The organism is Enterobacter sp. FB (assembly GCF_000805795.1).
In the GTDB taxonomy this organism is placed as follows: domain Bacteria; phylum Pseudomonadota; class Gammaproteobacteria; order Enterobacterales; family Enterobacteriaceae; genus Enterobacter; species Enterobacter roggenkampii.
Genome location: NZ_JSZC01000006.1, coordinates 20903 through 45304, shown reverse-complemented (window position 1 = coordinate 45304; position 24402 = coordinate 20903). Strand labels below are relative to the sequence as shown.

21 protein-coding genes are annotated in these 24402 nt (G+C 56.5%); 9 read left to right on the top strand and 12 right to left on the bottom strand.

Going from position 1 to position 24402, the window contains the following annotated elements:
- Positions 1 to 27: 27 nt before the first annotated feature.
- The 4 genes from PI91_RS02620 to aaeX form a co-directional block, all read right to left on the bottom strand.
- Positions 28 to 1482 carry an NAD-dependent succinate-semialdehyde dehydrogenase gene (locus PI91_RS02620; protein ID WP_039265396.1) on the bottom strand — a complete coding sequence of 485 codons (1455 nt, stop codon included), beginning with the start codon at positions 1480 to 1482 and terminating at the stop codon, positions 28 to 30.
- Between the two features lie 90 nt (positions 1483 to 1572).
- Positions 1573 to 3540, bottom strand: a complete 1968-nt coding sequence (aaeB, locus tag PI91_RS02615; protein WP_008502841.1) for a p-hydroxybenzoic acid efflux pump subunit AaeB — start codon at positions 3538 to 3540, stop codon at positions 1573 to 1575.
- Positions 3541 to 3545: 5 nt separating this feature from the next.
- Complete coding sequence (gene aaeA, locus PI91_RS02610) at positions 3546 to 4478, bottom strand: p-hydroxybenzoic acid efflux pump subunit AaeA (RefSeq protein ID WP_021242282.1); 933 nt, start codon at positions 4476 to 4478, stop codon at positions 3546 to 3548.
- Between the two features lie 7 nt (positions 4479 to 4485).
- A complete protein-coding gene (gene aaeX / locus PI91_RS02605) occupies positions 4486 to 4689 on the bottom strand; it encodes a p-hydroxybenzoic acid efflux pump operon protein AaeX (protein WP_003860416.1) in 204 nt (67 codons plus the stop codon).
- A gap of 179 nt (positions 4690 to 4868) precedes the next feature.
- On the opposite strand from aaeX, the gene aaeR reads away from it, so the two are divergent.
- Positions 4869 to 5795, top strand: coding sequence for an HTH-type transcriptional activator AaeR (aaeR, locus tag PI91_RS02600; RefSeq protein ID WP_008502843.1), 927 nt, complete (start codon positions 4869 to 4871; stop codon positions 5793 to 5795).
- A gap of 219 nt (positions 5796 to 6014) precedes the next feature.
- A complete protein-coding gene (locus tag PI91_RS02595; protein WP_008502844.1) occupies positions 6015 to 6629 on the top strand; it encodes a YagU family protein in 615 nt (204 codons plus the stop codon).
- 46 nt (positions 6630 to 6675) lie between these two features.
- Here the strand turns inward: PI91_RS02595 and tldD are convergent, their stop codons facing one another.
- The 7 genes from tldD to mreB all read right to left on the bottom strand — a co-directional run bounded on the left by tldD (position 6676) and on the right by mreB (position 16717).
- Positions 6676 to 8121, bottom strand: a complete 1446-nt coding sequence (gene tldD, locus PI91_RS02590; protein WP_021242283.1) for a metalloprotease TldD — start codon at positions 8119 to 8121, stop codon at positions 6676 to 6678.
- Between the two features lie 84 nt (positions 8122 to 8205).
- Positions 8206 to 12003: an AsmA2 domain-containing protein YhdP gene (yhdP, locus tag PI91_RS02585; RefSeq protein ID WP_039265395.1), complete on the bottom strand. Its 3798-nt coding sequence runs from the start codon at positions 12001 to 12003 to the stop codon at positions 8206 to 8208.
- Between the two features lie 41 nt (positions 12004 to 12044).
- Entirely contained in the window at positions 12045 to 13514 is a 1470-nt protein-coding gene (gene rng / locus PI91_RS02580) for a ribonuclease G (protein ID WP_008502847.1), read from the bottom strand.
- Positions 13504 to 14097, bottom strand: a complete 594-nt coding sequence (locus tag PI91_RS02575) for a nucleoside triphosphate pyrophosphatase (RefSeq protein WP_021242285.1) — start codon at positions 14095 to 14097, stop codon at positions 13504 to 13506. The genes rng and PI91_RS02575 overlap by 11 nt, the downstream gene beginning before the upstream one ends.
- Positions 14098 to 14106: 9 nt before the next feature.
- Positions 14107 to 14595, bottom strand: a complete 489-nt coding sequence (gene mreD / locus PI91_RS02570; protein WP_008502849.1) for a rod shape-determining protein MreD — start codon at positions 14593 to 14595, stop codon at positions 14107 to 14109.
- Positions 14595 to 15611, bottom strand: a complete 1017-nt coding sequence (gene mreC / locus PI91_RS02565; RefSeq protein WP_008502850.1) for a rod shape-determining protein MreC — start codon at positions 15609 to 15611, stop codon at positions 14595 to 14597. Before mreC ends, mreD begins: the two co-directional genes overlap by 1 nt.
- Positions 15612 to 15673: 62 nt before the next feature.
- Positions 15674 to 16717 carry a rod shape-determining protein MreB gene (mreB, locus tag PI91_RS02560; protein ID WP_000913396.1) on the bottom strand — a complete coding sequence of 348 codons (1044 nt, stop codon included), beginning with the start codon at positions 16715 to 16717 and terminating at the stop codon, positions 15674 to 15676.
- Between mreB and PI91_RS26125 the strand changes: the two genes are divergently transcribed.
- Positions 16686 to 16919, top strand: a complete 234-nt coding sequence (locus PI91_RS26125) for a hypothetical protein (protein ID WP_162230876.1) — start codon at positions 16686 to 16688, stop codon at positions 16917 to 16919. The two genes, mreB and PI91_RS26125, sit on opposite strands and share 32 nt — an antisense overlap.
- An 80-nt stretch (positions 16920 to 16999) precedes the next feature.
- Here the strand turns inward: PI91_RS26125 and csrD are convergent, their stop codons facing one another.
- Positions 17000 to 18940 (bottom strand): RNase E specificity factor CsrD, encoded by a 1941-nt coding sequence (gene csrD, locus PI91_RS02555; RefSeq protein ID WP_039265394.1) that lies wholly within the window; start codon positions 18938 to 18940, stop codon positions 17000 to 17002.
- 182 nt (positions 18941 to 19122) lie between these two features.
- On the opposite strand from csrD, the gene PI91_RS02550 reads away from it, so the two are divergent.
- From PI91_RS02550 to accC, 6 genes are all read left to right on the top strand, one after another.
- Complete coding sequence (locus PI91_RS02550) at positions 19123 to 20097, top strand: MDR family oxidoreductase (RefSeq protein WP_023294684.1); 975 nt, start codon at positions 19123 to 19125, stop codon at positions 20095 to 20097.
- Positions 20098 to 20174: 77 nt separating this feature from the next.
- Positions 20175 to 21176, top strand: coding sequence for a protein-methionine-sulfoxide reductase catalytic subunit MsrP (gene msrP, locus PI91_RS02545; RefSeq protein ID WP_008502853.1), 1002 nt, complete (start codon positions 20175 to 20177; stop codon positions 21174 to 21176).
- Positions 21177 to 21776 (top strand): protein-methionine-sulfoxide reductase heme-binding subunit MsrQ, encoded by a 600-nt coding sequence (msrQ, locus tag PI91_RS02540; protein WP_023294685.1) that lies wholly within the window; start codon positions 21177 to 21179, stop codon positions 21774 to 21776. It begins immediately after the preceding gene.
- 234 nt (positions 21777 to 22010) lie between these two features.
- Entirely contained in the window at positions 22011 to 22463 is a 453-nt protein-coding gene (gene aroQ, locus PI91_RS02535) for a type II 3-dehydroquinate dehydratase (protein ID WP_008502855.1), read from the top strand.
- A gap of 21 nt (positions 22464 to 22484) precedes the next feature.
- Positions 22485 to 22949 (top strand): acetyl-CoA carboxylase biotin carboxyl carrier protein, encoded by a 465-nt coding sequence (accB, locus tag PI91_RS02530; RefSeq protein ID WP_008502856.1) that lies wholly within the window; start codon positions 22485 to 22487, stop codon positions 22947 to 22949.
- A gap of 10 nt (positions 22950 to 22959) precedes the next feature.
- Positions 22960 to 24309 (top strand): acetyl-CoA carboxylase biotin carboxylase subunit, encoded by a 1350-nt coding sequence (gene accC / locus PI91_RS02525; protein ID WP_003860388.1) that lies wholly within the window; start codon positions 22960 to 22962, stop codon positions 24307 to 24309.
- Positions 24310 to 24402: the final 93 nt, after the last annotated feature.

Genomic DNA, 24402 nt, shown 5'->3' with positions numbered 1-24402 from the left:
GGCGAGCGGCAGATGCCGCCCTGTCTATTATAATCCCCCAATGTGAAGGGTTTTCACTTCCAGATACTCTTCCAGGCCCAGCACGGAACCCTCACGACCCAGGCCTGACTCTTTTACGCCGCCAAAGGGCCCCAGCTCCGTGGAGACGGCACACTCGTTAATGCCGATCATCCCGCTCTCGATCGCCTGCGAAACGCGGAAAACACGTGAGAGATTCTGGGTATAGAAGTAAGCCGCCAGCCCGTAGGGCGTATTGTTGGCACGCTGGATAACTTCATCTTCCGAGGTGAAACGGAAACACGCCGCAACCGGGCCAAACGTCTCCTCCTCTGCCAGCTTCATGCCTTCATGGCAGTCGCCCAGCACGGTTGGCATCCAGAAATTCCCGCCAAGCGGATGGGGCTTACCCCCTGCCAGTACGGTTGCCCCCCGTGAGACGGCATCGTCGACATGCTCACGCACCTTGTCGACCGCAGCAGATTCAATCAGCGGCCCGACAACAACGCCCTCGTCAAGGCCATTCCCCACCTTGAGCGCCTTCACGGCATCGGCAAGTTTATTCACAAACTTGTCGTAGACGGTTTCCTGAATATAAAAACGGTTCACGCTGACGCAGACCTGCCCGGCATTGCGGAACTTGTTGGCAATCGCCCCCTTCACCGCCGCGTCGATATCTGCATCCTCAAAAACGATATACGGGGCATTTCCCCCCAGCTCCATCGAGACTTTTTTCATGGTTTCGGCAGCATTACGCACCAGCGTTTTGCCGACGGAGGTCGAGCCGGTAAAGGAGATTTTACGCACGTCTCGGCTTGCCATAATCGCATCGCTGATTTCATGGGTATTCCCGGCCACGGCGTTGAGCACGCCGTCGGGTACGCCGGCCTGTTTTGCCAGGGAAAGGAGCGCAAAGGCACTGAGCGGCGTGTTATTGGCCGGTTTGATCACTCCGGTGCACCCCGCAGCCAGGGCCGGGCCTAATTTGCGGGTGAGCATGGCCATTGGGAAGTTCCACGGCGTTATCGCCGCCACCACGCCTATGGGTTCGCGGGTCGCCAGAATGCGCGAGCCGGGTTTGATCGGCGGAATAATTTCACCGTTGGCGCGCTTGGCCTCTTCGGCAAACCACTGGATAAAGCTGGCAGCGTACTTCACCTCACCTTCCGCTTCTTTCAGCGGCTTGCCCTGCTCGGTGGTCATTAACTGCCCGAGCCAGCTTTTATTCTCAATAATCAGTTCGTACCAGCGATAAAGAATCGCCGAGCGCTCTTTCGCGGTTTTGGCACGCCAGGCCGGGAAGGCTTTGGTGGCCGCTGCGATAGCCTCTTCGGTTTGTGCTTTACCCGCTTTCGCGACTTTCGCGATGACTTCCCCGGTATCGGGGTTAAGCACATCGAAGGTCGTGTCCAGCGTTTTCCAGATCCCGTTGACCAGATAACCGGTCTGAAAAAGGATGTGATCCTGAAGCGCCTGGGTCGTCATGTGTCCTCCCTTCCTGAAATGTAAGAACGTGCTGGAATAAGTATAGCCACAAAAAAACCGACGCTTTTGGCGTCGGTTTTTTTACTTCAGTCAGCTATCCGTGAGGGCATTCTGGTAGCGATGCAGCATCAACACCAGCCGTCCTACCGGCTCGGTCACCTGAGGCGGCGCTTCCCAGGTTTTAAGCTTCTCCTGGTAGATATCAAGCTCTGCAAGCAGCTGCGTAAAGTAGCGACGTCGTTTGTCATCACTGCTGGCGGAAAGCACGTGGTCCGCGGTACGACGCAGCTGGCGGTGCCAGGCCGACAGATCGTCGTTGATCGGCACCGGCGCATTGCGCAGACGCTGGTGTGCAATGATCATGGTCAGCGCCAGGCGGAACTTCGCAATGTCGCCCGGGAACTTGTTCAGCAGTAAAAACAGCTGCTGGTAGAGCGCGGGCAGGTGGTTCTCTTTACGGCGCGCGGTGTTGGTTGTCATCGACGACACGGCGGCCGACACAAACTGGTTCAACAGCACGCGGCCCGTTCTTGCCTGCGAATTATCGCGGACCAGCAGAATCACCATCATCGCCAGGAAACAGCCCACCAGCTGACCTAACGCGCTGTCGAGGAACTGGCTGAAATGGAAGGTCATCGGGTTATCCAGCACGATGATGTTAATCGTACTCGCCAGCGCCCCCAGCGATCCGAGGCGGCGCTTTTGCACCTCAATGCCAATAAAGAACGCCATCACTGCCAGGCTAATACAGAGCAGCAGCATGCTCTGCTGCGTCGACGGGATGATGACCAGAAAATAGAGCGCACCGATCGGCAGGGCGGCAAGGGTGCCGTACAGGAAATCGATGGCGACCATACGCGGGTTAGGCAGACGCATCGCCAGTGCGGTCACGACGGCAATCATCACCATCGCGCCGCTGCCGGACGTCCAGCCCGTCCACAGCCAGAACAGCGTGCCGAGCATACAGGCAAGCGTCGTACGCCAGAAGTTGACCATCGCGTGATGGCGCTCGGCGGATTCCGGCTTGATCACCACTTCGCCCTGCAGTACCTCTTCTTCCGCCGCGCTGATTTTGGTATTCCCGATCACGCCGCGTTTCAGCAGCAGGTAGCGCGTCGCGGCGCCGACCCAGGTGTAGATCGTTACCGGCGTGTCACGTTCCCCTGTCCAGGCAATAACCCTGCGCATACGCTTAAGCTGCTTGTGCACGTCCTGCACCGTTTCCACTGGCTCAGCGAACAGTTCGCGGAACGTATCGGTGACCACTTCCGGGCGCGTGTTCTGAATCAGGTAGGTTTCACATGCCTGGGTAATCAGCGTTAACGAGACCGTATTAAGGGCTTTCAGACGACGGTTAGCGCGAGCCCAGCGTGACGACTCCATATTGAGATTGCTGCGCATCCCTTCCAGCGCCTGCGTGCGGCGAACCAGCCCGCTCCAGGCTTTATCCACCTCTTCGCTGTCGCCGTGCTTAATGCAGAGCTGCATCAGCTGGTACTGGGCGACAATCAGCGCATCAAGCTCACGGTCGACTTCCTGCTTGATGGAGCGCGGGGAGAACAGCAGGTCCGCGACAATTGCACTCACGATACCAATGACAATCTCACTGCATCGCTCCACCGCAAACTGCGGAGCCAGCAGCGGCTCGGACTGGATGGTGATGATAATAATCAGCGCGGTATAGCCCGCCAGACCCCAGGCATAGGAGTTCTCCACTTTCACCAGAGACGAGATCCAGGTGCAGAAGCCCGCCCAGATACAGCACACCATCAGCATCAGCAGCGGCGTGCGGATCATCAGGATAATAATGGTGAGCGCCGCGATACAGCCGATGAACGTCCCGATGATACGCAGCATTCCGCGATAGCGGATCGCGCCTGAATAGGGTTCCCCACCCGCGGCAAAGGCGGGACCCGCCGCGACAATCGCGGCCGTCAGCACTGCCCAGCGCGGGGTTTCAAGCTGGAAGTGGAAGCCAACAAACAGCGCCAGCACAATGGCACACGCCAGCTTCACGGCGAAACGAATGTGCTGGCTGGCGATGGAAAAGATGCCCATAGCGATTAACCAAACTCGCGCAGACGGTGGGCGATTTTACGGAAGAACGAGTCCTGGCTGGCATCCCGATCTTTCTCACCGGTAATCACCACCGTCGCCGTGGTACCCGCAGGCCACAGATTGCCCTGCTGTTCATCCAGGTGGATACGGACCGGCACGCGCTGGGCCAGACGCACCCACTCGAGGTTGGAATCCACCGTTGCCATCCCTTTTGCATCACGCGAACTGCTGGAGTTGGTGACCCCTGCGGCGACGCTGTCGACGGTACCTTTAAAGACGCGGTTGCTGCCCAGCGGCGTGATTTCTGCCCGATAGCCGGGACGTACGCCTTCCAGCTTGGTCTCTTCCATATAGGCGAGTACATAGAAAGAGTTCTGTTTCACCAGCGCCACGGCGGTTGAGCCACGGGTAATGAATTCCCCGGCATATACGTTAAGGTTGGTCACCCAGCCATCAGACGGCGCGCGGATCACGGTACGCTCCAGATCGAGCTTCGCCAGATCGCGCGTTGCTTCTGCTTTCGCCAGCTGGTGCAGCACGGTTTGCAGCACGTTGTTGGACTGGTCAATCTCTTCACGGGACATTGCCTGAACGCCAAGCTGATTACGGCGGCCCGCCTCACGGCGTTTCTCCGCAGCCAGCGCCTGGTAATAGGCCACGTCCGCTTCCGCCTCTTCCAGCGCTTTCTGGTATCGAGGCTGGTCGATGGTGAACAGAACCTGATCTTTTTTCACCAGCTGGTTATCGTGAACGTTAACCGCCGTGATAAGACCGGCCACGTCAGGGGCGATGGCCACCACATCGGCGCTGAAGCGTGCATCACGCGTCCACGGTGATTCGGTGTAATAGACCCAGGCGCGGAAAATGGCAATGAAGGCGAGGATAACCAGCGCCATGGTGATGGCAGTGCGGGAGATTTTTCTTGTTAGCGTTTTCACATCAACCTCAGACAAACATGCGCGATATCAGGTAAAACAGGCAGCAATACAGCGCGGTATTGAACAATGCAGGGTGCCAGACGAAATCGTAGATCCCGGTAGGGACCAGCACCTTGCGCACCAGCCAGAAGATCGCCAGTGATAAAAGAAGCTCGAAAAATATCGGTGGGAACGACAGACCGAACACCACGATAACGGGAAACAGACTCATGTTGACCTTGATAAGAGAGAGTGCAGGCTTCAGAATTTTTTAGCGCACGCCACCGCAGGAGAGCAAGAAACGCCGGGCGAGAATGGCGCAGCCGTTATGTAATTAATAATATATTAACGTAACTGTTATGCTGTTATCTATAATATGTGATCTAAATCACTTTTAAGCCAGAGTGAACAATGGAACGTTTAAAACGCATGTCAGTCTTCGCCAAAGTGGTTGAGCTGGGCTCCTTTACCGCCGCTGCACGCCAGCTTCAGATGAGCGTCTCCTCTATCAGCCAGACGGTGTCCAAACTGGAAGATGAGCTTCAGGTCAAGCTGCTCAACCGCAGTACTCGCAGCATTGGCCTGACGGAAGCGGGTAAAATTTACTATCAGGGCTGTCGTCGCATGCTTCTGGAAGTGCGGGATGTTCACGAACAGCTTTACGCCTTCAACAACACCCCCATCGGCACGCTGCGCATCGGGTGTTCTTCAACTATGGCACAAAATGTTCTCGCTGCCATGACGGCGGATATGCTGAAAGAGTACCCCGGGCTTACCGTCAATCTGGTGACGGGTATCCCGGCGCCGGATCTGATTGCCGACGGCCTGGACGTGGTGATCCGCGTCGGCGCGCTGCAGGATTCCAGCCTGTTCTCGCGTCGGCTGGGCAGCATGCCGATGGTCGTCTGCGCTTCGAAGAGCTATCTGGCCCAGTACGGTGTGCCGGAGAAACCCGCCGATCTCACCAACCACTCGTGGCTGGAGTACAGCGTGCGGCCCGACAATGAATTCGAGCTGATTGCCCCGGAAGGGATCTCCACCAAACTGCTGCCGGAGGGGCGGTTTGTCACTAACGATCCGATGACCATTTCGCGCTGGCTGGTGGCTGGCGCCGGGATCGCCTATGTACCGCTGATGTGGGTGATCAACGAAATTAACAGCGGCGTGCTGGAGATCCTCTTCCCGCGCTACCAATCCGATCCGCGTCCGGTGTACGCCCTGTATACCGAAAAAGACAAGCTCCCGCTGAAAGTCCAGGTGTGTATTAACTATCTGACCGAGTATTTTGTGGACGTGGCGGAGCTGTTTCAGGGGATGCGGGGAAGACGAAAGGAATAATTCATTTATTCCAGAACGTATAGGACCGATGAATATTCCCAGGATGAATCCCGTATTCATTCAGGAATATTCCTTCGCCACTATCAGGAATAGCTAATTGACACTACCGCCATCAGCCCATTACTTTATATGCAGTCTGCTCGTCAGGCTGTTATTAATTTGTTGCTGATATGAATAATAAAATGTATTTCGCAGGATGACGTTAAACAAGGAAAAGAAATGAATCTATTTGAACAAACACCGCCTTCACGCAGGCGCTATGGACTCGCCGCGTTCATCGGTTTAATTGCAGGGATCGTCTCCGCTTTTGTCAAATGGGGAGCCGAAGTGCCGCTTCCACCACGCAGCCCCGCCGACTTATTCACCGGCGCATGTGGACCTGAGCAATTAATAAGAGCCGCAGGGCAGATTGACTGCTCCCGCAATTTTTTAAACCCTCCCTATGTATTTTTACGTGACTGGCTTGGCGTTGTCGATCCTAACGCAGCAGTTTATACATTTGCCGGACATATATTTAACTGGGTCGGCGTAACGCATATTATTTTCTCCATCGTCTTCGCTGTTGGCTATTGTGTCGTGGCTGAAGTCTTCCCGAAAATTAAACTCTGGCAGGGTTTGCTGGCGGGTGCGTTAGCTCAGCTCTTTGTGCATATGATCTCCTTCCCGCTGATGGGGCTTACGCCGCCGCTGTTTGAGCTGCCGTGGTATGAACACGTTTCAGAGATCGTAGGCCATCTGGTCTGGTTCTGGTCGATCGAAATTATTCGTCGTGACTTGCGTAACCGCATCACTCACGAGCCGGATCCGGAGATACCGCTGGGTAACTTACGTTAAAAAAAAGGCGCTACATCTGTAGCGCCTTTTTTTATGTTTGCTCAGGTCAGGCTGTGCCGCCCACCGTCAGGTTGTCTACTTTCAGCGTTGGCTGGCCCACGCCCACCGGCAGGCTCTGGCCCTCTTTACCGCAGACGCCCACGCCATTATCCAGCTTCAGATCGTTACCGACCATGGAGATCTGCTGCATGGCTTCAATACCGGAGCCGATCAGCGTTGCACCTTTCACCGCTTTGGTCACTTTGCCCTTCTCGATCAGGTACGCTTCTGAGGTTGAGAAGACAAACTTACCGGAGGTGATATCCACCTGGCCGCCGCCAAAGTTAGGCGCAAAGATACCGTAATCAACGGATTCGATAATCTCCTGCGGCGTGGATTTGCCCGGCAGCATGTAGGTATTGGTCATGCGCGGCATCGGCAGGTGCGCGTAGGATTCACGACGGCCGTTACCCGTTGGCGCAACGCCCATCAGGCGCGCGTTGAGTTTGTCCTGCATGTAGCCTTTCAGCACGCCGTTTTCGATCAGCACGTTGTACTGGCCGGGCGTACCTTCATCGTCGATAGCGACCGAGCCGCGACGATCGCGCATGGTGCCATCATCCACCACGGTGCACAGTTCAGAGGAGACAAGTTGACCAATCTGACCGCTGAATACCGACGTTCCGCGACGGTTAAAGTCGCCTTCCAGACCATGGCCCACCGCCTCATGCAGCAGCACGCCCGGCCAGCCAGCACCCAGCACCACCGGGAATGAACCCGCCGGCGCCGCGACGGCATTCAGATTCACCAGCGCCATGCGCACGGCTTCTTTTGCCCACGCGTCAGCGCGCGCTTCACCGTCAACGTCGCCCAGGAACCAGTCATAGCCAAAACGACCGCCGCCGCCGCTTGAACCGCGCTCGCGTTTGCCGTCCTCATCGACCTGCACGCTGATAGAGAGACGCACCAGCGGACGGACATCTGCCGCCAGGGTACCGTCCGTTGCCGCCACCAGAATCAGTTCATACACACCGCTCAGGCTGGCTGAAACTTCCTGCACGCGTTTATCTGCCGCGCGCGCCACTTTGTCCACGCGGCGCAGGATATCCAGCTTCTCTTCACGGCTCATGCTCTGCAACGGATCGATGCTGGTATAGAGCGCAGAGTGCTGCACTTCTCCCAGGGTTTTCACGCGACCATCGCCGGTATCACGCACAATGGTGCGCGCGGCCTGCGCGCTCTGCTCAAGTGCGGCGAGGCTAATCTGATCGGCATACGCAAAACCGGTTTTCTCCCCGCTGACGGCGCGGACGCCGACGCCCTGGTCGATATTGTAAGAGCCATCTTTAATGATGCTGTCTTCTAAAACCCAGGATTCGTGATAGCTCGACTGGAAATAAAGGTCGCCGTAGTCGAGACGGCGTTCGGTCAGTTGACCAAGAATGGAGAACAGGTCCTGATGGTTCAGGCCGTTCGCTGCGAGCAAATGTTCACTTACCAGGTTCAGACTCATCGTATTGCTACTCGTTCGTTGCCGCCCGTGGCGGTATAAAGATCGTATTTATTGAGAGTGAGGCAATTACCTGCCCACGTCAAATCATTGCTGTGCATCTTTGCGCGGCTGGCGCAGCACCTCATTAATCTGCGGTTTATCGACCGGACCGGTAATGCGGTAGCGCAGAATGGAGACCTTGCTCCACAGCGGCCCCAGCACTTTGCTGGCGGCAAACACCGCCGCACCGACAATCGGGTTCACCACGAAGGCCGCCGCAACGCCCACGCTCGCGGAAATTTCCGGCGCCACCACGGCTTCCATATCCAGCTCGCGGCGCACGAGGTTGACCGAGCCTTTCATGGCGATATCCGCTTCCAGGCCATCCACCAGCGTATCGTCCGTATGCAGAACGCCGTCCTTGATCCACGCCGTACTGCGGATGGAATCGTAGTAGAACCCTTCGCTGAAGGTATCGCTGAAATCGAAGCGCAGCTTGCGCAGCAGCGCATCAAAACTCAGCAGGCGCAGGATCTGCCCGGCGCGCCCCGTGCTCACGTCGGCGATTTCACCTTTGCCGAAGTGGGTTTTCAGAATGCCGTTCAGCGAGGCCTCATCCGGCTTCCACGGGGCGTCGCGCCAGTGAAGATCGTAATCGACGTCAAATGACGAACCGCGCAGCGGCGTGCTGATGCCAAAGAAATTGGCTGCCGCATCCAGTTTGTTGCCTTTAATGTCGCCCTTGAGGGACGTTCGCTGCTCGCCCGGGTTATTCACCCATTCCCCGCCTGCCGTCATGCGGCCAAAGCCGGTGTCGATCAATCCACCGGTGAGCGTAAGCGTATTTCCCTGAATGGCAAAATCACCGTCGATACGGCCATATTTCTGTCCCCACAGCCAGCACTCCGCGCAGCGCAGCTGGAGATCGGGCCAGCCGCTAAAATCGACGCGGGAGGTTTGACTCAGCGGCGAGGTATCCGCCGGTTTATCTTTACTCGCGGCGGCCGGGTTGTAGTAGAGATAGCGGATCGCCGCCTGCCACGGCGCGTGATTGCGCATGGTCAGCGTGCCGTTGATCTCCCGGCCCTGGGCCTCCACTTTCGTACCGTTAGCAGCAGGCTGCGAGACAATACTCAGGTTGTTCCACTGCTGCCCACCCAGCATCAGCGACGGCGTGCGTACGGTAATGGTTTGCGGGAACTGGGCGGTTTCATCAACGTTTTGCCCAACGCCTTTCTGGAACAACGCCAGCCACTCTGCACCGTCCATCGGCGGCAGATTCAGCTCAACGCCCGTCTGCTCTGGCAGCGGCGGCGTGGAGCGGCTATCCGTCGTCCAGATGGCCCTGTCGAGAGTGAGCTTGCGGTTAAGCAGCCAGCGGCTGTTGAAGTGGTTCGTCCCGCCCGCGTTTCCGGTCAGCGCGAAGCTGTTCAGGTTGCCCTCGACGTTCAGCTTCACCGGCAGCGGCTGTCCGGCCTGTTTATCCAGCGGCGCAGGCAGCTGGCTTCGAAGATTCTTCAGATCCCCCGTGATGTCGACCTTGTACTGGGCACCCGCGTGATAAGGCAGGTCGATTGCCACTTTACCCTGCCAGGCGACCGCCCCCTCCACCGACGCCTCAATCGGCTTCGGCAGGACATCCATTCGCGCTGGCTGCCAGGTACCGTCCAGATTGACGGCCACCTGATACGCCTTTTCACCTTCTGTGGTCGTGAAGTCGATATTCACGGGCTGATTAAACCAGCTGGCGGTCAGCGGCTCGCTCTTCAGGTTACCGTTCTCAAAGCTGAACTGCCCGCTGAGATTTTTCAGGGTGCTCTCAAGGGGTTTAATGTACAGACTGTTGTTCTTCAGACGGACGTCGCCTTTCGCGGTGGTCATCTCACCGTCCAGCGGGATATCAAGATGTAAGCGAGCATTCACATCGCCATCAAGCTGCAGCTGCTGAAGCGTCGCCGCCAGCGACTCTTTCAGGGGGGTCTCCTCAAAGTACGGTCCCACCGCCTTGCCGGGACCGTTGATGTCGGCATCAATCAGCAGCTTCTCTTTTGAGTAGTCCGGAATGTTGGCCGTCAGGTTGCTGGCCGTTACGCCGCCCAGCGCCACGCTGTCGGACTTCATCCACAGGCCGTCATTGAGGAAGTTAAGTTCGATATCCAGGTTTTTCAGTGCGGGCCAGCCCGGCTGGAACGCGAAGGTGGCGTCATGCAGCGGCACCAGCACCTGGAACTGACCTTCATTATGTTTGTACGGGAACAGATGGGGGTTACCGCCGTAGACCAGCGTGGCGTTTTCCGCCTGACCACCCTGAATCGCCCCGCTCAGATAGTCGACCAGCGCTTTACCCATCAGGTTTTCCGGGAAATAGCGCCAGGCCTGCGAGCCATCATCGGTACTGATTCCGGCCAGAATACCCAGCCACGGCTCGTCCCCCTGCGGTTGCAGATAGCGGAAGTCACCCCGCGCGTGTACCGCTTTGGCTTTAACATCGATATGGCGACCATCGAGCTGGAAGCCCTTATCGTTACGGAGCCAGTTAAGCACTGCGTTGCCCTGTTCGATTTCCAGCGGTGCGCGGAAGACCGTCTCGTACGGCATTCTGGCGTCGTGCATATCAACCGTCAGCCTGCCGTTCTCCACGCTGCCTTCCAGCTTGCCGCTAAAGTGCTCAGCTCCCGGCAGCAGCTTCCACTGCTTCCAGGCAAGATCTTTCCATGTTGCCTGGAAACGGGTTTTTTCCGTCGCCTGAAGCGGGATATCCAGCGCCAGAGAATCGATCTTTCCGCTCGGCTGCGTAGCCAGCCAGATCTCGCCCAGGTCTGGAGAGAGCTTTGCCGCCATTGAGCGCAGCCCTTCAATGGCGGCCAAATCCAGGTTGCTGGCGCGGATGCGCAGCTCGTCGCTGCGTTTACTGGCCGTGCCGCCAACGTCCTGCTCCGGCATCCAGGCCAGCGTCAGCGCACCGCGCGGCCACGGCTTGCTGTCCATCGCGATCCGCGTATCGGGAATGGCAAACTGCCAGCCCTCTTTCTCCTGCGTCACGTGGGCGGTGAGGTTATCGACGGAAAGCTGATGCTGTTGTTTTTCGCCTTTCCAGCTCGCGCCCCCCTGCTTGAGCCAGATATCACCGCTGGCAAATTCGCCTTTCGTCAGGGTCAGCCAGCCTTCAAGGCTGAATCGGGCCGTTTCCAGCTGCATATTCTGCTGGAGCCAGTCGCCCAGCCACGGTTTGACGTCCACATCGTCGGCCTGCAGCCAGACTTTGCCGTTATTTAGCAGGCCGTCATCGTCACGCAGATCCATGCGCACCTGCATCACGCCGTGCTGACCGTTCAGGCTGGAGAGACTCACCTGCCCCTCAGCGCGGTGCCGGTTCCTGCCGTTGAGCCAGGTCAACTGGGGGATCGCCAGTTCCGCACGCTGGCCGGAAAGGGTAATAAAGCTCACTTCGCTGTCGCGCAGATCGAAATGATCGAACTGGCGCAGGAAAAGATCGCTAAAACGGTTGGCCTCAAGCCCCTGGCTGCTGTCGCCGCCCGAGATGGGCGTATTGGTCAGAAACTGAAGCTGATAAAAGGTGAGATCGCGAAACTGCCAGCGCAGATGCAGCAGGCTTTGCCAGACGTCCAGCGCCAGGGTCACGCGTTTGATTTTGAGGTGGCCGCCATCTTTCAGGCTGGCGTTGATATCCCGCACATCGAGCGTCGGGCCAAAATTCTGCCAGCTGGCGCTTACCTGGCTGACGTTCACCGGCACGCCGGTGGTGGATTCGATTTTTGCCAGCAGCTGCGGACGCCAGCTGTCCAGATGCGGTAAAACGAGGCGTAGCCCGCTCACGAGCAACGCGACAATCACGACCAGCGTTGCCCCTGTAAGCAATAAAATCCCCGGCAATCGCCTCACGCATCTCTCCTTGTCAGCTTTGGTCACGCAGCGTACTGCGCTTACATCATCACGACGTCAAACTGCTCCTGGTTATAGAGCGGTTCAATTTGTACTTTTACCTGTTTGCCGACAAAGATTTCCACTTCCGCCAGCGCGTGTGACTCTTCGCCTTTCAGCGCTTCAGCCACCGCAGGGGAAGCATAGACCAGAAAACGATCGGAGTCGTAGGCATGATGCACACGCACAATTTCACGCATGATCTCGTAGCAGACGGTCTCAACCGTCTTTACCGTTCCGCGTCCATGGCAGGTCGGGCATTCATTACACAGCACATGCTCCACGCTCTCGCGGGTACGCTTACGCGTCATTTCCACCAGCCCCAGCTGTGAGAAGCCGTTGATGCTGGTTTTCACGCGATCTTTACTCAGGGCCTGCTCAAGCGAGTGCAGCACGCGGCGGCGATGGTCTTCATTACTCATATCGATGAAGTCGATGATGATAATGCCGCCCAGATTGCGCAGACGAAGCTGGCGCGCAATCGCCTGCGTGGCTTCGATGTTGGTGTTGAAGATGGTGTCGTCCAGGTTGCGATGACCGACAAACGCGCCGGTGTTGATATCGACGGTGGTCATCGCTTCGGTCTGATCGATGATCAGATAGCCGCCGGACTTCAGCTCAACCTTACGCTCCAGGGCACGCTGGATCTCGTTTTCGACATCATAGAGATCGAAGATCGGCTGACGCCCGGTGTAGTGCTCCAGCAGGCCCGGCATTTCCGGGATATATTCAGCGGTAAACTCCAGCAGCGCTTCATACGTCAGGCGGGAATCCACGCGAATGCGATCGAGCTGCGCGTCGGCAAAGTCACGCAGCACGCGCTGCGCCAGCGCCAACTCACCATAGAGCTGATAGCGGGTCTGGTTGCGTTTTTTACGCTCCATCACTTTTGTCCAGACGCGCTTCAGGTAAGCCGCATCTGACGCCAGGTCTTCCTCGCTGATCCCTTCCGCGGCGGTGCGGATGATAAATCCGCCCTGTTCATCGCAGTAGGCGCTGACGACTTTCTTCAGGCGCTCGCGCTCGCTTTCGCTCTCAATACGCTGCGAAACGCCCACGTGCGACGCGCCGGGCATAAAGACCAGATAGCGGGAAGGTAAGGTGATATCGGTGGTCAGACGGGCGCCTTTGGTACCAAGAGGATCTTTCACCACCTGCACCATTAAGTCCTGCCCCTGACGCACCAGTTCAGAAATGTCGCGCACGGCAAACTGCTTTTGCTCTTCGCCCGCGACGCACTCGGTGTGCGGCATGATGTCGGAGGCATGTAAGAATGCCGCCTTATCCAGTCCAATATCTACAAAAGCCGCCTGCATACCCGGCAGTACACGACTGACACGACCTTTGTAGATATTGCCTACTATTCCGCGCCGCGCTTCACGCTCAATATGAATTTCCTGAAGAATGCCACCGTCAATATAGGCCACACGGGTTTCCGATGGCGTTACGTTTACCAACAATTCAGCCGTCATAATTATCCCTTCCCTCACGCAGTGAGTTAAAATTGCTCAGCAACTCATACGTTTCCACCAGCGGTAAGCCGACTACGGCGTGATAGCTGCCATGAATCTTCCTGACAAAACAGCCACCCAGCCCCTGAATACCGTATGCACCTGCTTTATCCATCGGTTCACCGCTGGCAATATAAGCGGCGATCTCGTCGTCGGTAAGTACTCTGAACGTGACATCCGTCACCACCAGGCAATCCAGCACGTGCTGGCGGTCCGCCAGCGCGACGGCCGTCATCACCTGATGCGTTTGCCCGGACATTTTGCGCAGCATGCGCGCCGCGTGTTCGGCGTCATGCGGTTTCTCCAGCACTTCACCGTTAAGGATAACGATGGTATCAGCTCCCAGCACGGGCAGATCGCGCGGCACGCAGGCCACGCCCGCCTGCGCTTTCTCGCGCGCCAGACGTGACACGTACTGTTGAGCACTTTCGCCCTCAGCACGTTTTTCTTCAATGCCGGTCACGATGCGTTCAAAAGAGACCCCAAGCTGCGTCAGGAGTTCCTGACGGCGCGGGGAGCCGGAAGCGAGATACAAAGACGTCATAGAAACCTTTTATTGCACAGCAAACTGCTGGCGAACCTTACGCATCAGCAGGAATAGCCACGGCCAGAGCACACCGTTTACTACACTACTCCAGAACACTTCCGGTCGGAAAGAGACGTTGATCACTAAAAACTCTGCCCAGAAAACAACGATATCCGCAGCAAGCGACAACAGCATCACGACCAGAGCCTGTTGCCAGAGCGCGAGGTTACGGAAGAGCTGGAATTTCAGTGCGACGAGGTACGCAATAATGCTCATGGACAAGGCGCGTACGCCCAGCGTAGAGCCACTAATGAGATCCAGTATGGCACCCATCACAAAACCCGTGCCGACATTTACGCGATGCGGCAGGGCAAGGATCCAGTAGAGCAAAATGAGCAAGACCCAGTTTGGCCGGAAAACGAGAATGTTATCCGGCCAGGGCATAATCTGCAGCAACAGTGCAATGAGGAACGAGAGCCAGATGACCCAGCGACCCTGGCTACGATAGCTTGCCACTACTGCCCTCCCGAAGAGAGTTTAGGCGGTGGCGGCGCATCCGGCAGCGGCTGCGTTAACCCCGTTGCCGGTGCCGGGACTGGCGCAGGCGGCCCCATAGAGTCCGCTGGCGGCAGAACCTGCGGCATCATCTGCATCAGGCGTTCATTTGCCACACGATGGACCTCTTCAGGCGTCATCGGGTTAGTACCGTTACGATCGGCGCCCCACAGCAGCAGCAGGTAGCGCAGACGCTGTAAACCGGCGGTTGGACGCGCCTGAATCACGGTATAGGCACGCTGCGTATCCAGCTTCACCGAAGAGACCACCGCAACCGGATAGCCTTCAGGGAAGCGGCCACCCAGACCGGAGGTCACCAGCACGTCGCCCACGCGGATATCCGTGTTGGCCGGCAGGTGTTCCAGCTGCAGATCGTCCGTACAGCCGTTCCCGGCCGCAATCACGCGGATGTCGTTGCGCAGCACCTGGATCGGCAGCGCATGCGTGGCGTCGCAAATCAGCAGCACGCGGCTGGTCAGTTTGGCGACGGCAACAACCTGGCCTACTACGCCTTTATCACTGATGACGGGCTGGCCTTCATACACCCCGTTGACGCTCCCTTTGTCGATCACAACCTGATCGCTGTAAGGGTCGTTCACGGTGGAGATCACCTGGGTAACCATCTTCTGCTCATCCTGACGCAGCGGCGAGCCGAGCAGCTCACGCAGACGCGCGTTTTCCTGCTTGTATTGCCCCAGCATCAGAAGTTCGCTGTTTTTCAGCAGCAGTTCCTGGCGTAATGCCCGGTTTTCAAGTTCGAGCTGGTCTCGTGAAGACAGCGTTTGAGAAACGGAGTCGAGCAGTTCACGGGGACCATTTGATATAAAGTAGAAAGGACTGACGGCGGTATCCATGTACGTTCGGATCTGGCTGAACGTACCGAGGCGGCTATCGGCAATAATGACCCCAAGCGCAACCAGAACCGCCAGAATGAGGCGAAACTGTAGCGATGGGCCACGGCTAAAAATTGGCTTCATAGGCTATGCGTATTCTCGCGTCAGAGAGAAAGGGTAGCAAATTGCTACCCTCTCAAACTCGACTACTCTTCGCTGAACAAATCGCCGCCGTGCATGTCGATCATTTCCAGCGCCTTGCCACCACCACGGGCGACGCAAGTCAGTGGATCTTCTGCAACTACGACAGGAATACCTGTCTCTTCCATTAACAGGCGGTCGAGGTTACGCAGCAGCGCACCACCACCGGTCAGAACCATACCGCGCTCGGAGATATCGGACGCCAGCTCTGGTGGGCACTGTTCCAGCGCGACCATTACCGCACTCACGATACCCGTCAGTGGCTCCTGCAGTGCTTCCAGAATTTCGTTGGAGTTCAGGGTGAAACCGCGTGGAACACCTTCAGCCAGGTTGCGGCCACGAACTTCGATCTCGCGCACTTCATCGCCCGGATATGCAGAGCCGATTTCGTGTTTGATACGCTCTGCGGTGGCTTCACCGATCAGAGAGCCGTAGTTACGGCGCACATAATTAATGATGGCTTCGTCGAAGCGGTCACCACCGATACGTACGGAAGAGGAGTACACCACGCCGTTCAGAGAGATAACGGCCACTTCAGTGGTACCACCACCGATATCCACCACCATGGAACCGGTCGCTTCAGACACAGGCAGACCTGCACCGATTGCCGCCGCCATTGGCTCTTCAATCAGGAACACTTCACGCGCACCTGCGCCCTGAGCAGATTCACGGATTGCGCGACGCTCGACCTGGGTTGCGCCAACCGGTACACACACCAGAACACGCGGGCTTGGACGCATGAAGCTGTTGCTGTGAACCTGCTTGATGAAGTGCTGAAGCATTTTTTCAGTCACGAAGAAGTCAGCGATAACGCCGTCTTTCATTGGGCGAATAGCGGCGATGTTGCCAGGGGTACGACCCAGCATCTGCTTCGCGTCATGACCCACAGCGGCTACGCTTTTCGGCGAGCCTGCACGATCCTGACGAATGGCCACAACGGAAGGCTCATTCAATACGATGCCTTGTCCTTTTACATAAATAAGGGTATTCGCAGTACCCAGGTCAATGGACAGGTCATTGGAAAACATGCCACGAAATTTTTTCAACATACTAAGGGATAATCCTGAAAGCTGGGGCGGAAAACAAAATCCGCTTACTTTACCAACCACACGCAGCAGCGACAAGGCGCAAAAATCATCTGCAACGGTGAAAATTTGTGCAGTACGTTTCCTGATGTTACAAAATCATCCCCTGACTCCCTCAGGGCTGAGTAAACAGCAGCACTCCTTACTGACCTTTGTAACCCGTTAAAGGTCGTTCACTGGCTTTTTGCTCGACATACTCAAAGCTACAGGCGCGATATTCTACGTGAAAACAGCGTAAACGGCAGGTCAAACCGAGTATCTTTGCAAATATTTTTTCACATTGGTGTCAAGCGGCTGAGAGGCAGCAAAAAAATCCCCCTGACCACCCATTACACCGCGCTCTGTTAACATTTGCCATTCGCCTCTGGCGCGTACGCCCGCGGCAAACACCTGTGTTCGCGTTCCTTTGCACGCCTCAACCAGGCTCTGTACCAGCAGCTGGTTTTCCGTGCGCTTTTCAATATTCCTTACCAGCCCCGGATGTAGCTTTAATAGCTCCACATCCAGCTCCTTGATCCAGTTGGTGCTGACCAGCGTCAAACCTGCCTGCGTCACCGCGACGCGCGCGCCGAGCGCGTTGATCAAACGAACCACCGGACGTAACCGGCTGATGTGTTGACCTACATCCGCCTCAGCAAGTTCAAAAATAATGCGTTTGCGTTGCGATTTTTCGCATTGCATTAATGTATCACGCAGCCAGCGCTGAAAACGCGGGCGTATTAATGACTCCACGGTGACCTGTAACGCCAGGCTCTCTTCAGGCCAGAATGATAAAAACGGAATCAAGCGGCTAATTTGCTGACGGTCATACTCTTCGGACAGCCCAAATTGCAGCACCATTGGCAGATATTCCGCAGAAATAACCTCTTCCGTACCGTCAAAAATACGACACATCAGTTCACGGTGATGAACGTTGCCGTTTTTCATGACCGCGGGTTTTTGATAAATACGCGGTCCGCCGCGACTTAGCATTTGCTCAATCAACGTACGCCAGCGCACGTTACCGCGCCCTTTTTCCGGCAGCGAATCATCATAGACCGCCCATCCGTTCGCGCCCTGCAGCACGGCGTTGCGGGTGGCCGCTTCCGCATGCTCCATCACCTGTTCTGTCGATTGTCCGCCACGCCAGGCGCAGATCCCCATGTGGACCATATCGTCCCTGTCGAGCATTTTGCTCTGCGGCAGCGCATCAACCGCCTTCAGCAGCTGGCTGGCGATGCTTTCCGACTCCTTCAGCGTCCGATGCGGCAGCAACACGGCAAAGTCGCTGCGGTGGTAGCGGGCCAGCAGCGCGCCCGGGTAGCGCATAATAAAGGTGGAGAGCAGGTTGATCAGCGTAAAGAGATTTTCTTCCGCGGCCCGCTGTCCCCAGGTGTCGCGCAGGAGATCGAAATCAGGCAGGCGAATCATCATCACCACCCCGTGCGTCCCCACTTTTTCCGAATCGTCGAGCAGCGTGGCGAGCTGATTATCAAAGAAAAGGCGGTTGTTGAGGCCGGTTTTATTATCCTGCGCGGCATAGGAGCGGATCAGCGTATCCATACGGCTGCGCTGGTCGCTGGCAAACTGGATTTCCGAAAGCAGCGTATCCAGCGCGCTGCTGGCGCGTGACGGCCATTCGTGGATTGAACCACGGACCTGCGGGCCGCGTTCACCGTTAAGGATCCGCACGGAGCGCATCTCCAGCAGCTCCTGGCCGGAGAGCTGGCGGCGCAGCCAGCGGACCGCGAGAAAGATCAGCAGGACGATAAATGCCACCGCGACGGTGAGCGGCGCGGTGGTCATCATGGAACGGAAATAGCTGGCCATCGGATCGAGATAGACCATGCGTATGGTCATCCCCGGATTTTTAAGGGAATGTACGGTCACTTCCCGATACTGGCTCACCACGCCCGCAGGCCGATAGCTTCCCGGGCGTTCGTGGCTTAACACACGATGCTTTCCCTGCTGAATGTCGATCTGAACAATATCAACAGGTACCATCAACTCATCGAGCTCCCTGGAGAGTGCCGGTAGCGGCGTCGTCAGCAGACGCGTATCAATTACCGACGCGACAGACTGTACCCGGTTAACCAGTTTGTCCTGAATGGCGTTGTAAAAGCTCAGAGAGCAGCCCAGAAGGGTGACAAAAATGGTAAGCCCCGTCAGCAAGGTGATAAAAGCTGAGAACTTCGTCGTTAATCGCATCCTTGAGATTACTCCGTGGGTTGATGGGGTAGCGAGTAAGCGCTAACTTGCATTTCAAATGCGGCATACTACCAAATCGGGTGTATCTGGCAATTTATTGCGTTAAATCGGCACTGCGTTTCCCTGAGCGAGTATAGTCTTCAGAAATTATTTTCCAATCAAATGAGTCGAGAGGACACCGTATGCAGGCTTTGATCTTAGAACAGCAGGACGGCAAAACGCTTGCCTCAGTGCAGGCGGTAGAAGAGAGTCGTCTGCCGGAAGGCGAAGTAACCGTCGACATCGACTGGTCCAGTTTAAATTATAAAGATGCGCTGGCGATTACCGGGAAGGGTAAAATCATCCGAAATTTCCCTATGGTGCCGGGTATTGATTTCGCTGGCCGGGTACATACCAGCGAGGATCCGCGCTTCCATCCGGGCCAGCAGGTCCTGCTCACCGGCTGGGGCGTAGGTGAAAATCACTGGGGCGGGCTGGCCACGCAGGCGCGCGTGAAGGGCGACTGGCTGGTGCCGATGCCGAAAGGCATGGATGGCCGCAAGGCGATGATCGTCGGCACGGCAGGCTTTACCGCGATGCTGTGCGTGATGGCGCTGGAAGACGCAGGCATCCGCCCTGAATCGGGGGAAGTTGTCGTCACCGGTGCCAGCGGGGGCGTGGGCAGCACGGCAGTGACGCTACTGCACAAGCTGGGCTATCAGGTTGCGGCGGTTTCCGGTCGGGAAAGTACCCACGATTACCTGCGCCAGCTCGGTGCAAACCGCATTCTCAGCCGTGACGAATTCGCCGAAACCCGTCCACTGGAAAAACAGGTCTGGGCGGGCGCGGTGGATACCGTCGGTGATAAAGTGCTGGCAAAAGTCCTGGCGCAGATGAACTACGGCGGCTGCGTGGCCGCCTGCGGGCTGGCGGGCGGATTTGCCCTGCCAACCACCGTGATGCCATTCATTCTGCGTAACGTCCGCCTGCAGGGCGTGGATTCCGTGATGACACCTGCGGCTCGTCGTACTGAGGCATGGGAACGTCTGGTGCGCGATTTACCGGAATCTTTCTACACCCAAAGCGCCACGGAGATTACGCTCAGCCAGGCACCGGACTATGCCAGTAAGATCATGGATAACCAGTTCCACGGTCGCGCGCTGGTGAAAATCGCCTAATCTTCAAATTTTCGTGACATATTCGCGCGAATCACTCTCCTCCGTCATGCTTAGGAAAACGCATGACGGAGGATGCCATGAAAAACCGAAAACTGACGGAAGCCGACGTAACGTCCGAGTCTGTCTTTATGTTACAGCGCCGCCAGATCCTGAAAATGCTTGGCATCAGCGCCACCGCGCTCTCGCTCTCGCCTTCGGCTCACGCTGACCTGCTCGACTGGTTTAAAGGCAACGATCGGCCGAAGGCCCCTTCCGGCGCCCCGCTCACCTTTACGAAACCCGCCCAATGGCAGAACAAACTGACGCTTACGCCAGAAGATAAAGTGACGGGCTATAACAACTTCTACGAATTTGGCCTCGACAAGGCCGATCCTGCGGCCAACGCCGGTAGTCTCAAAACCGATCCGTGGACGCTGAAAATCGACGGCGAAGTGGCAAAACCCCTGACGCTGGACCACCACGATCTGACCACCCGTTTCCCGCTCGAAGAGCGTATCTACCGCATGCGCTGCGTGGAAGCCTGGTCGATGGTGGTGCCCTGGATCGGCTTCCCGCTGCATAAATTGCTGGCGATGGTGGAGCCCACCAGCAACGCAAAATATGTCGCTTTCCAGACGCGGTATGCGCCGGACGAGATGCCGGGCCAGAAAGACCGGTTCATTGGCGGCGGGCTGGAGTATCCCTACGTTGAAGGGTTACGCCTTGACGAAGCCATGCACCCTCTTACGCTGCTGACCGTCGGCGTTTACGGCAAGGCGCTTCCGCCGCAGAACGGCGCGCCCATCCGTTTGACCGTGCCGTGGAAATACGGTTTCAAAGGAATTAAGTCTATCGTCAGCATTAAGCTCACCCGCGAGCGTCCGCCAACCACCTGGAATCTGGCGGCTCCGGACGAATACGGTTTCTTCGCCAACGTGAATCCGCACGTGGATCATCCGCGCTGGTCGCAGGCGACCGAGCGTTTTATCGGTTCCGGCGGCGCGCTGGACGTAAAGCGCCAGCCAACGCTGCTGTTTAACGGTTATGCGGATGAAGTGGCCTCGCTGTACCGTGGCCTCAATTTACGGGAGAACTTCTGAGTGCGTTTAACGGCAAAACAGATTACCTGGCTGAAAGTGCTGCTGCATTTAGCCGGATTACTCCCTTTTATCTGGCTGTTCTGGGCCGCCAGCCAGGGGCTTTTTAGCGCCGATCCGGCCAAGGATATCCAGCATTTTACCGGTCGGATGGCTCTGAAATTTTTACTGGCCACCTTGCTCGTCTCGCCGCTGGCGCGCTACGCTAAACAGCCACTATTGATACGCACCCGTCGGCTTTTGGGGCTATGGTGTTTTGCCTGGGCCACGCTGCATCTGACCAGCTATGCCCTGCTGGAACTGGGAATTAACAATCTGACACTGCTTGGCCGCGAACTGGTGACGCGCCCTTATCTGACGCTGGGTATTGTGAGCTGGGTGATTTTACTGGCGTTAGCGCTGACATCCACGCAATATGCGCAGCGAAAGCTGGGCCGTCGCTGGCAGTTGCTGCATAACTTCGTCTATCTTGTCGCGATCCTCGCACCCATTCATTATCTGTGGTCGGTGAAGATCCTCTCTCCGCAGCCGGTCCTTTACGCGCTGGCGGCCGTGGCGCTTTTAGCATGGCGTTACAAGAAGTTCCGCCAGTGGTTGCGATAGTTCGCGAAACTGTGCGTTTTCCCGCAGATTGCCTCTCAACCGCAAATCTTTTTTGGATTGCGGTTGATAATCTTCCCTGATAAGACCAGTATTTAGCTGCCAAATGCTACGAAATCGTTATAATGTGCGACCTTGGTTCGCCTGACAGTGGTTTTTGGCCTCTGAAAAGGTGACATTTGCGCTTCGACGGTATATTTTGTTTTTTACCCGAAAATCGCAGGAGATAGCGGCATAATGACTGATAAGTTCCAGATCTTAGTTTTGAACGGACCGAACCTGAACATGCTCGGCACCCGTGAGCCGGAGAAGTACGGCACGCTGACATTAAGCGAAATTGTTAACCGTTTGAGCACGGAAGCAGCTTCGCTGAATGTGGATTTGGATCATTTTCAGTCAAACGCGGAGTACGCAATCATCGACCGTATTCATCAGGCTAAAGACAATGTGGACTATATCCTGATCAATCCGGCCGCGTTTACGCACACCAGTGTTGCTATCCGCGACGCACTGCTTGCGGTGAGTATCCCGTTTATCGAGATCCACCTGAGTAACGTGCACGCCCGAGAGCCGTTCCGTCACCACTCGTATCTGTCGGATATCGCTGCTGGCGTTATCTGTGGACTGGGCGCAGACGGCTATTCATACGCTTTACAGACAGCGGTAAAACGCTTGTCACAATCACACTAAACAAGAGTACGGAACCCACTCATGGATATTCGTAAGATTAAAAAACTGATCGAGCTGGTTGAAGAATCAGGCATCTCCGAACTGGAAATTTCTGAAGGCGAAGAGTCTGTACGCATCAGCCGTGCAGCCCCAGCCGCTAGCTTCCCGGTAATGCAGCAAGCTTACGCTGCGCCAGTGCAGCAGCCTGCGCTCTCCGCAGCCGTTGCACCAGCAGCAGCTGAAGCCGCACCTGCCGCTGCAGCAGAAATCAGTGGTCACATCGTACGTTCCCCAATGGTTGGTACTTTCTACCGCACCCCGAGCCCGGACGCGAAGGCGTTCATCGAAGTGGGTCAGAAAGTCAACGTAGGCGATACCCTGTGCATCGTTGAAGCGATGAAAATGATGAACCAGATCGAAGCAGACAAATCAGGTACTGTGAAAGCGATTCTGGTCGAAAGTGGTCAGCCGGTTGAATTTGACGAGCCGCTGGTCGTCATCGAGTAACGAGGCGTACATGCTGGATAAAATTGTTATCGCCAACCGCGGCGAGATCGCACTGCGTATTCTTCGTGCCTGTAAAGAACTGGGCATCAAGACTGTCGCTGTGCACTCAAGCGCGGATCGCGATTTAAAACACGTATTGCTGGCGGATGAGACGGTCTGTATTGGCCCGGCTCCGTCCGTAAAAAGCTATCTGAACATCCCGGCTATCATCAGCGCCGCTGAAATCACCGGCGCGGTGGCAATTCATCCGGGTTACGGCTTCCTCTCTGAGAACGCCAACTTTGCTGAGCAGGTTGAACGCTCTGGCTTTATCTTCATCGGCCCGAAAGCCGACACCATCCGCCTGATGGGCGACAAAGTGTCGGCGATCACCGCGATGAAAAAAGCCGGTGTACCAACCGTACCAGGCTCTGACGGCCCTCTGACCGACGACATGGATGCTAACCGTGCTCATGCTAAACGCATTGGCTACCCGGTTATCATCAAGGCGTCCGGCGGCGGCGGCGGTCGCGGTATGCGCGTTGTGCGCAGCGATGCTGAACTGGCGCAGTCCATCTCCATGACCAAAGCAGAAGCGAAAGCCGCTTTCAGCAATGACATGGTGTACATGGAAAAATACCTGGAAAACCCACGCCACATCGAAATTCAGGTGCTGGCTGACGGTCAGGGTAACGCGATCTATCTGGCTGAACGTGACTGCTCCATGCAGCGTCGTCACCAGAAGGTGGTCGAAGAAGCGCCAGCGCCGGGCATTACTCCGGAACTGCGTCGCTACATCGGCGAGCGTTGCGCTAAAGCGTGTGTCGATATCGGCTATCGTGGAGCGGGTACCTTTGAGTTCCTGTTCGAAAACGGCGAGTTCTACTTCATTGAGATGAACACCCGTATTCAGGTTGAACATCCGGTTACCGAAATGATCACCGGGGTTGACCTGATTAAAGAGCAGCTGCGTATCGCAGCCGGTCAGCCGCTGTCCATCAAGCAGGAAGAAGTTGTGGTGAAAGGCCATGCGGTAGAATGCCGTATCAACGCCGAAGACCCGAACACCTTCCTGCCAAGCCCGGGTAAAATCACGCGTTTCCACGCGCCGGGTGGCTTTGGCGTGCGCTGGGAGTCTCATATCTACGCCGGTTACACCGTACCGCCGTACTATGACTCAATGATCGGCAAGCTCATCTGCTACGGCGAAAACCGTGACGTGGCGATTGCCCGCATGAAGAACGCCCTGCAGGAACTGATCATCGACGGAATCAAGACCAACGTTGATCTGCAGATGCGCATCATGAGCGACGAGCACTTCCAGAATGGTGGAACCAACATCCACTATCTGGAGAAAAAACTCGGTCTGAACGAGAAGTAAGAGACCTGTGTTGTGAAAAGGCCGGATTATCCGGCCTTTTTTATTTCTGGGGCCTGGAAAGCCTCATCATGTACAATCCCCGCTTTCTTCATC

Excerpts from the sequence above, each read along its gene's own strand:
- aroQ (WP_008502855.1), top strand. The coding sequence starts at position 22,011 with ATGACTGATAAGTTCCAGATCTTAGTTTTGAACGGACCGAACCTGAAC.
- accB (WP_008502856.1), top strand. The coding sequence starts at position 22,485 with ATGGATATTCGTAAGATTAAAAAACTGATCGAGCTGGTTGAAGAATCA.
- aaeB (WP_008502841.1), bottom strand. The coding sequence starts at position 3,540 with ATGGGCATCTTTTCCATCGCCAGCCAGCACATTCGTTTCGCCGTGAAG.
- tldD (WP_021242283.1), bottom strand. The coding sequence starts at position 8,121 with ATGAGTCTGAACCTGGTAAGTGAACATTTGCTCGCAGCGAACGGCCTG.
- accC (WP_003860388.1), top strand. The coding sequence starts at position 22,960 with ATGCTGGATAAAATTGTTATCGCCAACCGCGGCGAGATCGCACTGCGT.
- PI91_RS02550 (WP_023294684.1), top strand. The coding sequence starts at position 19,123 with ATGCAGGCTTTGATCTTAGAACAGCAGGACGGCAAAACGCTTGCCTCA.
- rng (WP_008502847.1), bottom strand. The coding sequence starts at position 13,514 with ATGACGGCTGAATTGTTGGTAAACGTAACGCCATCGGAAACCCGTGTG.
- mreB (WP_000913396.1), bottom strand. The coding sequence starts at position 16,717 with ATGTTGAAAAAATTTCGTGGCATGTTTTCCAATGACCTGTCCATTGAC.
- PI91_RS02575 (WP_021242285.1), bottom strand. The coding sequence starts at position 14,097 with ATGACGTCTTTGTATCTCGCTTCCGGCTCCCCGCGCCGTCAGGAACTC.
- PI91_RS02595 (WP_008502844.1), top strand. The coding sequence starts at position 6,015 with ATGAATCTATTTGAACAAACACCGCCTTCACGCAGGCGCTATGGACTC.
- aaeX (WP_003860416.1), bottom strand. The coding sequence starts at position 4,689 with ATGAGTCTGTTTCCCGTTATCGTGGTGTTCGGTCTGTCGTTCCCACCG.
- aaeR (WP_008502843.1), top strand. The coding sequence starts at position 4,869 with ATGGAACGTTTAAAACGCATGTCAGTCTTCGCCAAAGTGGTTGAGCTG.
- PI91_RS02620 (WP_039265396.1), bottom strand. The coding sequence starts at position 1,482 with ATGACGACCCAGGCGCTTCAGGATCACATCCTTTTTCAGACCGGTTAT.
- csrD (WP_039265394.1), bottom strand. The coding sequence starts at position 18,940 with ATGCGATTAACGACGAAGTTCTCAGCTTTTATCACCTTGCTGACGGGG.
- msrP (WP_008502853.1), top strand. The coding sequence starts at position 20,175 with ATGAAAAACCGAAAACTGACGGAAGCCGACGTAACGTCCGAGTCTGTC.
- mreC (WP_008502850.1), bottom strand. The coding sequence starts at position 15,611 with ATGAAGCCAATTTTTAGCCGTGGCCCATCGCTACAGTTTCGCCTCATT.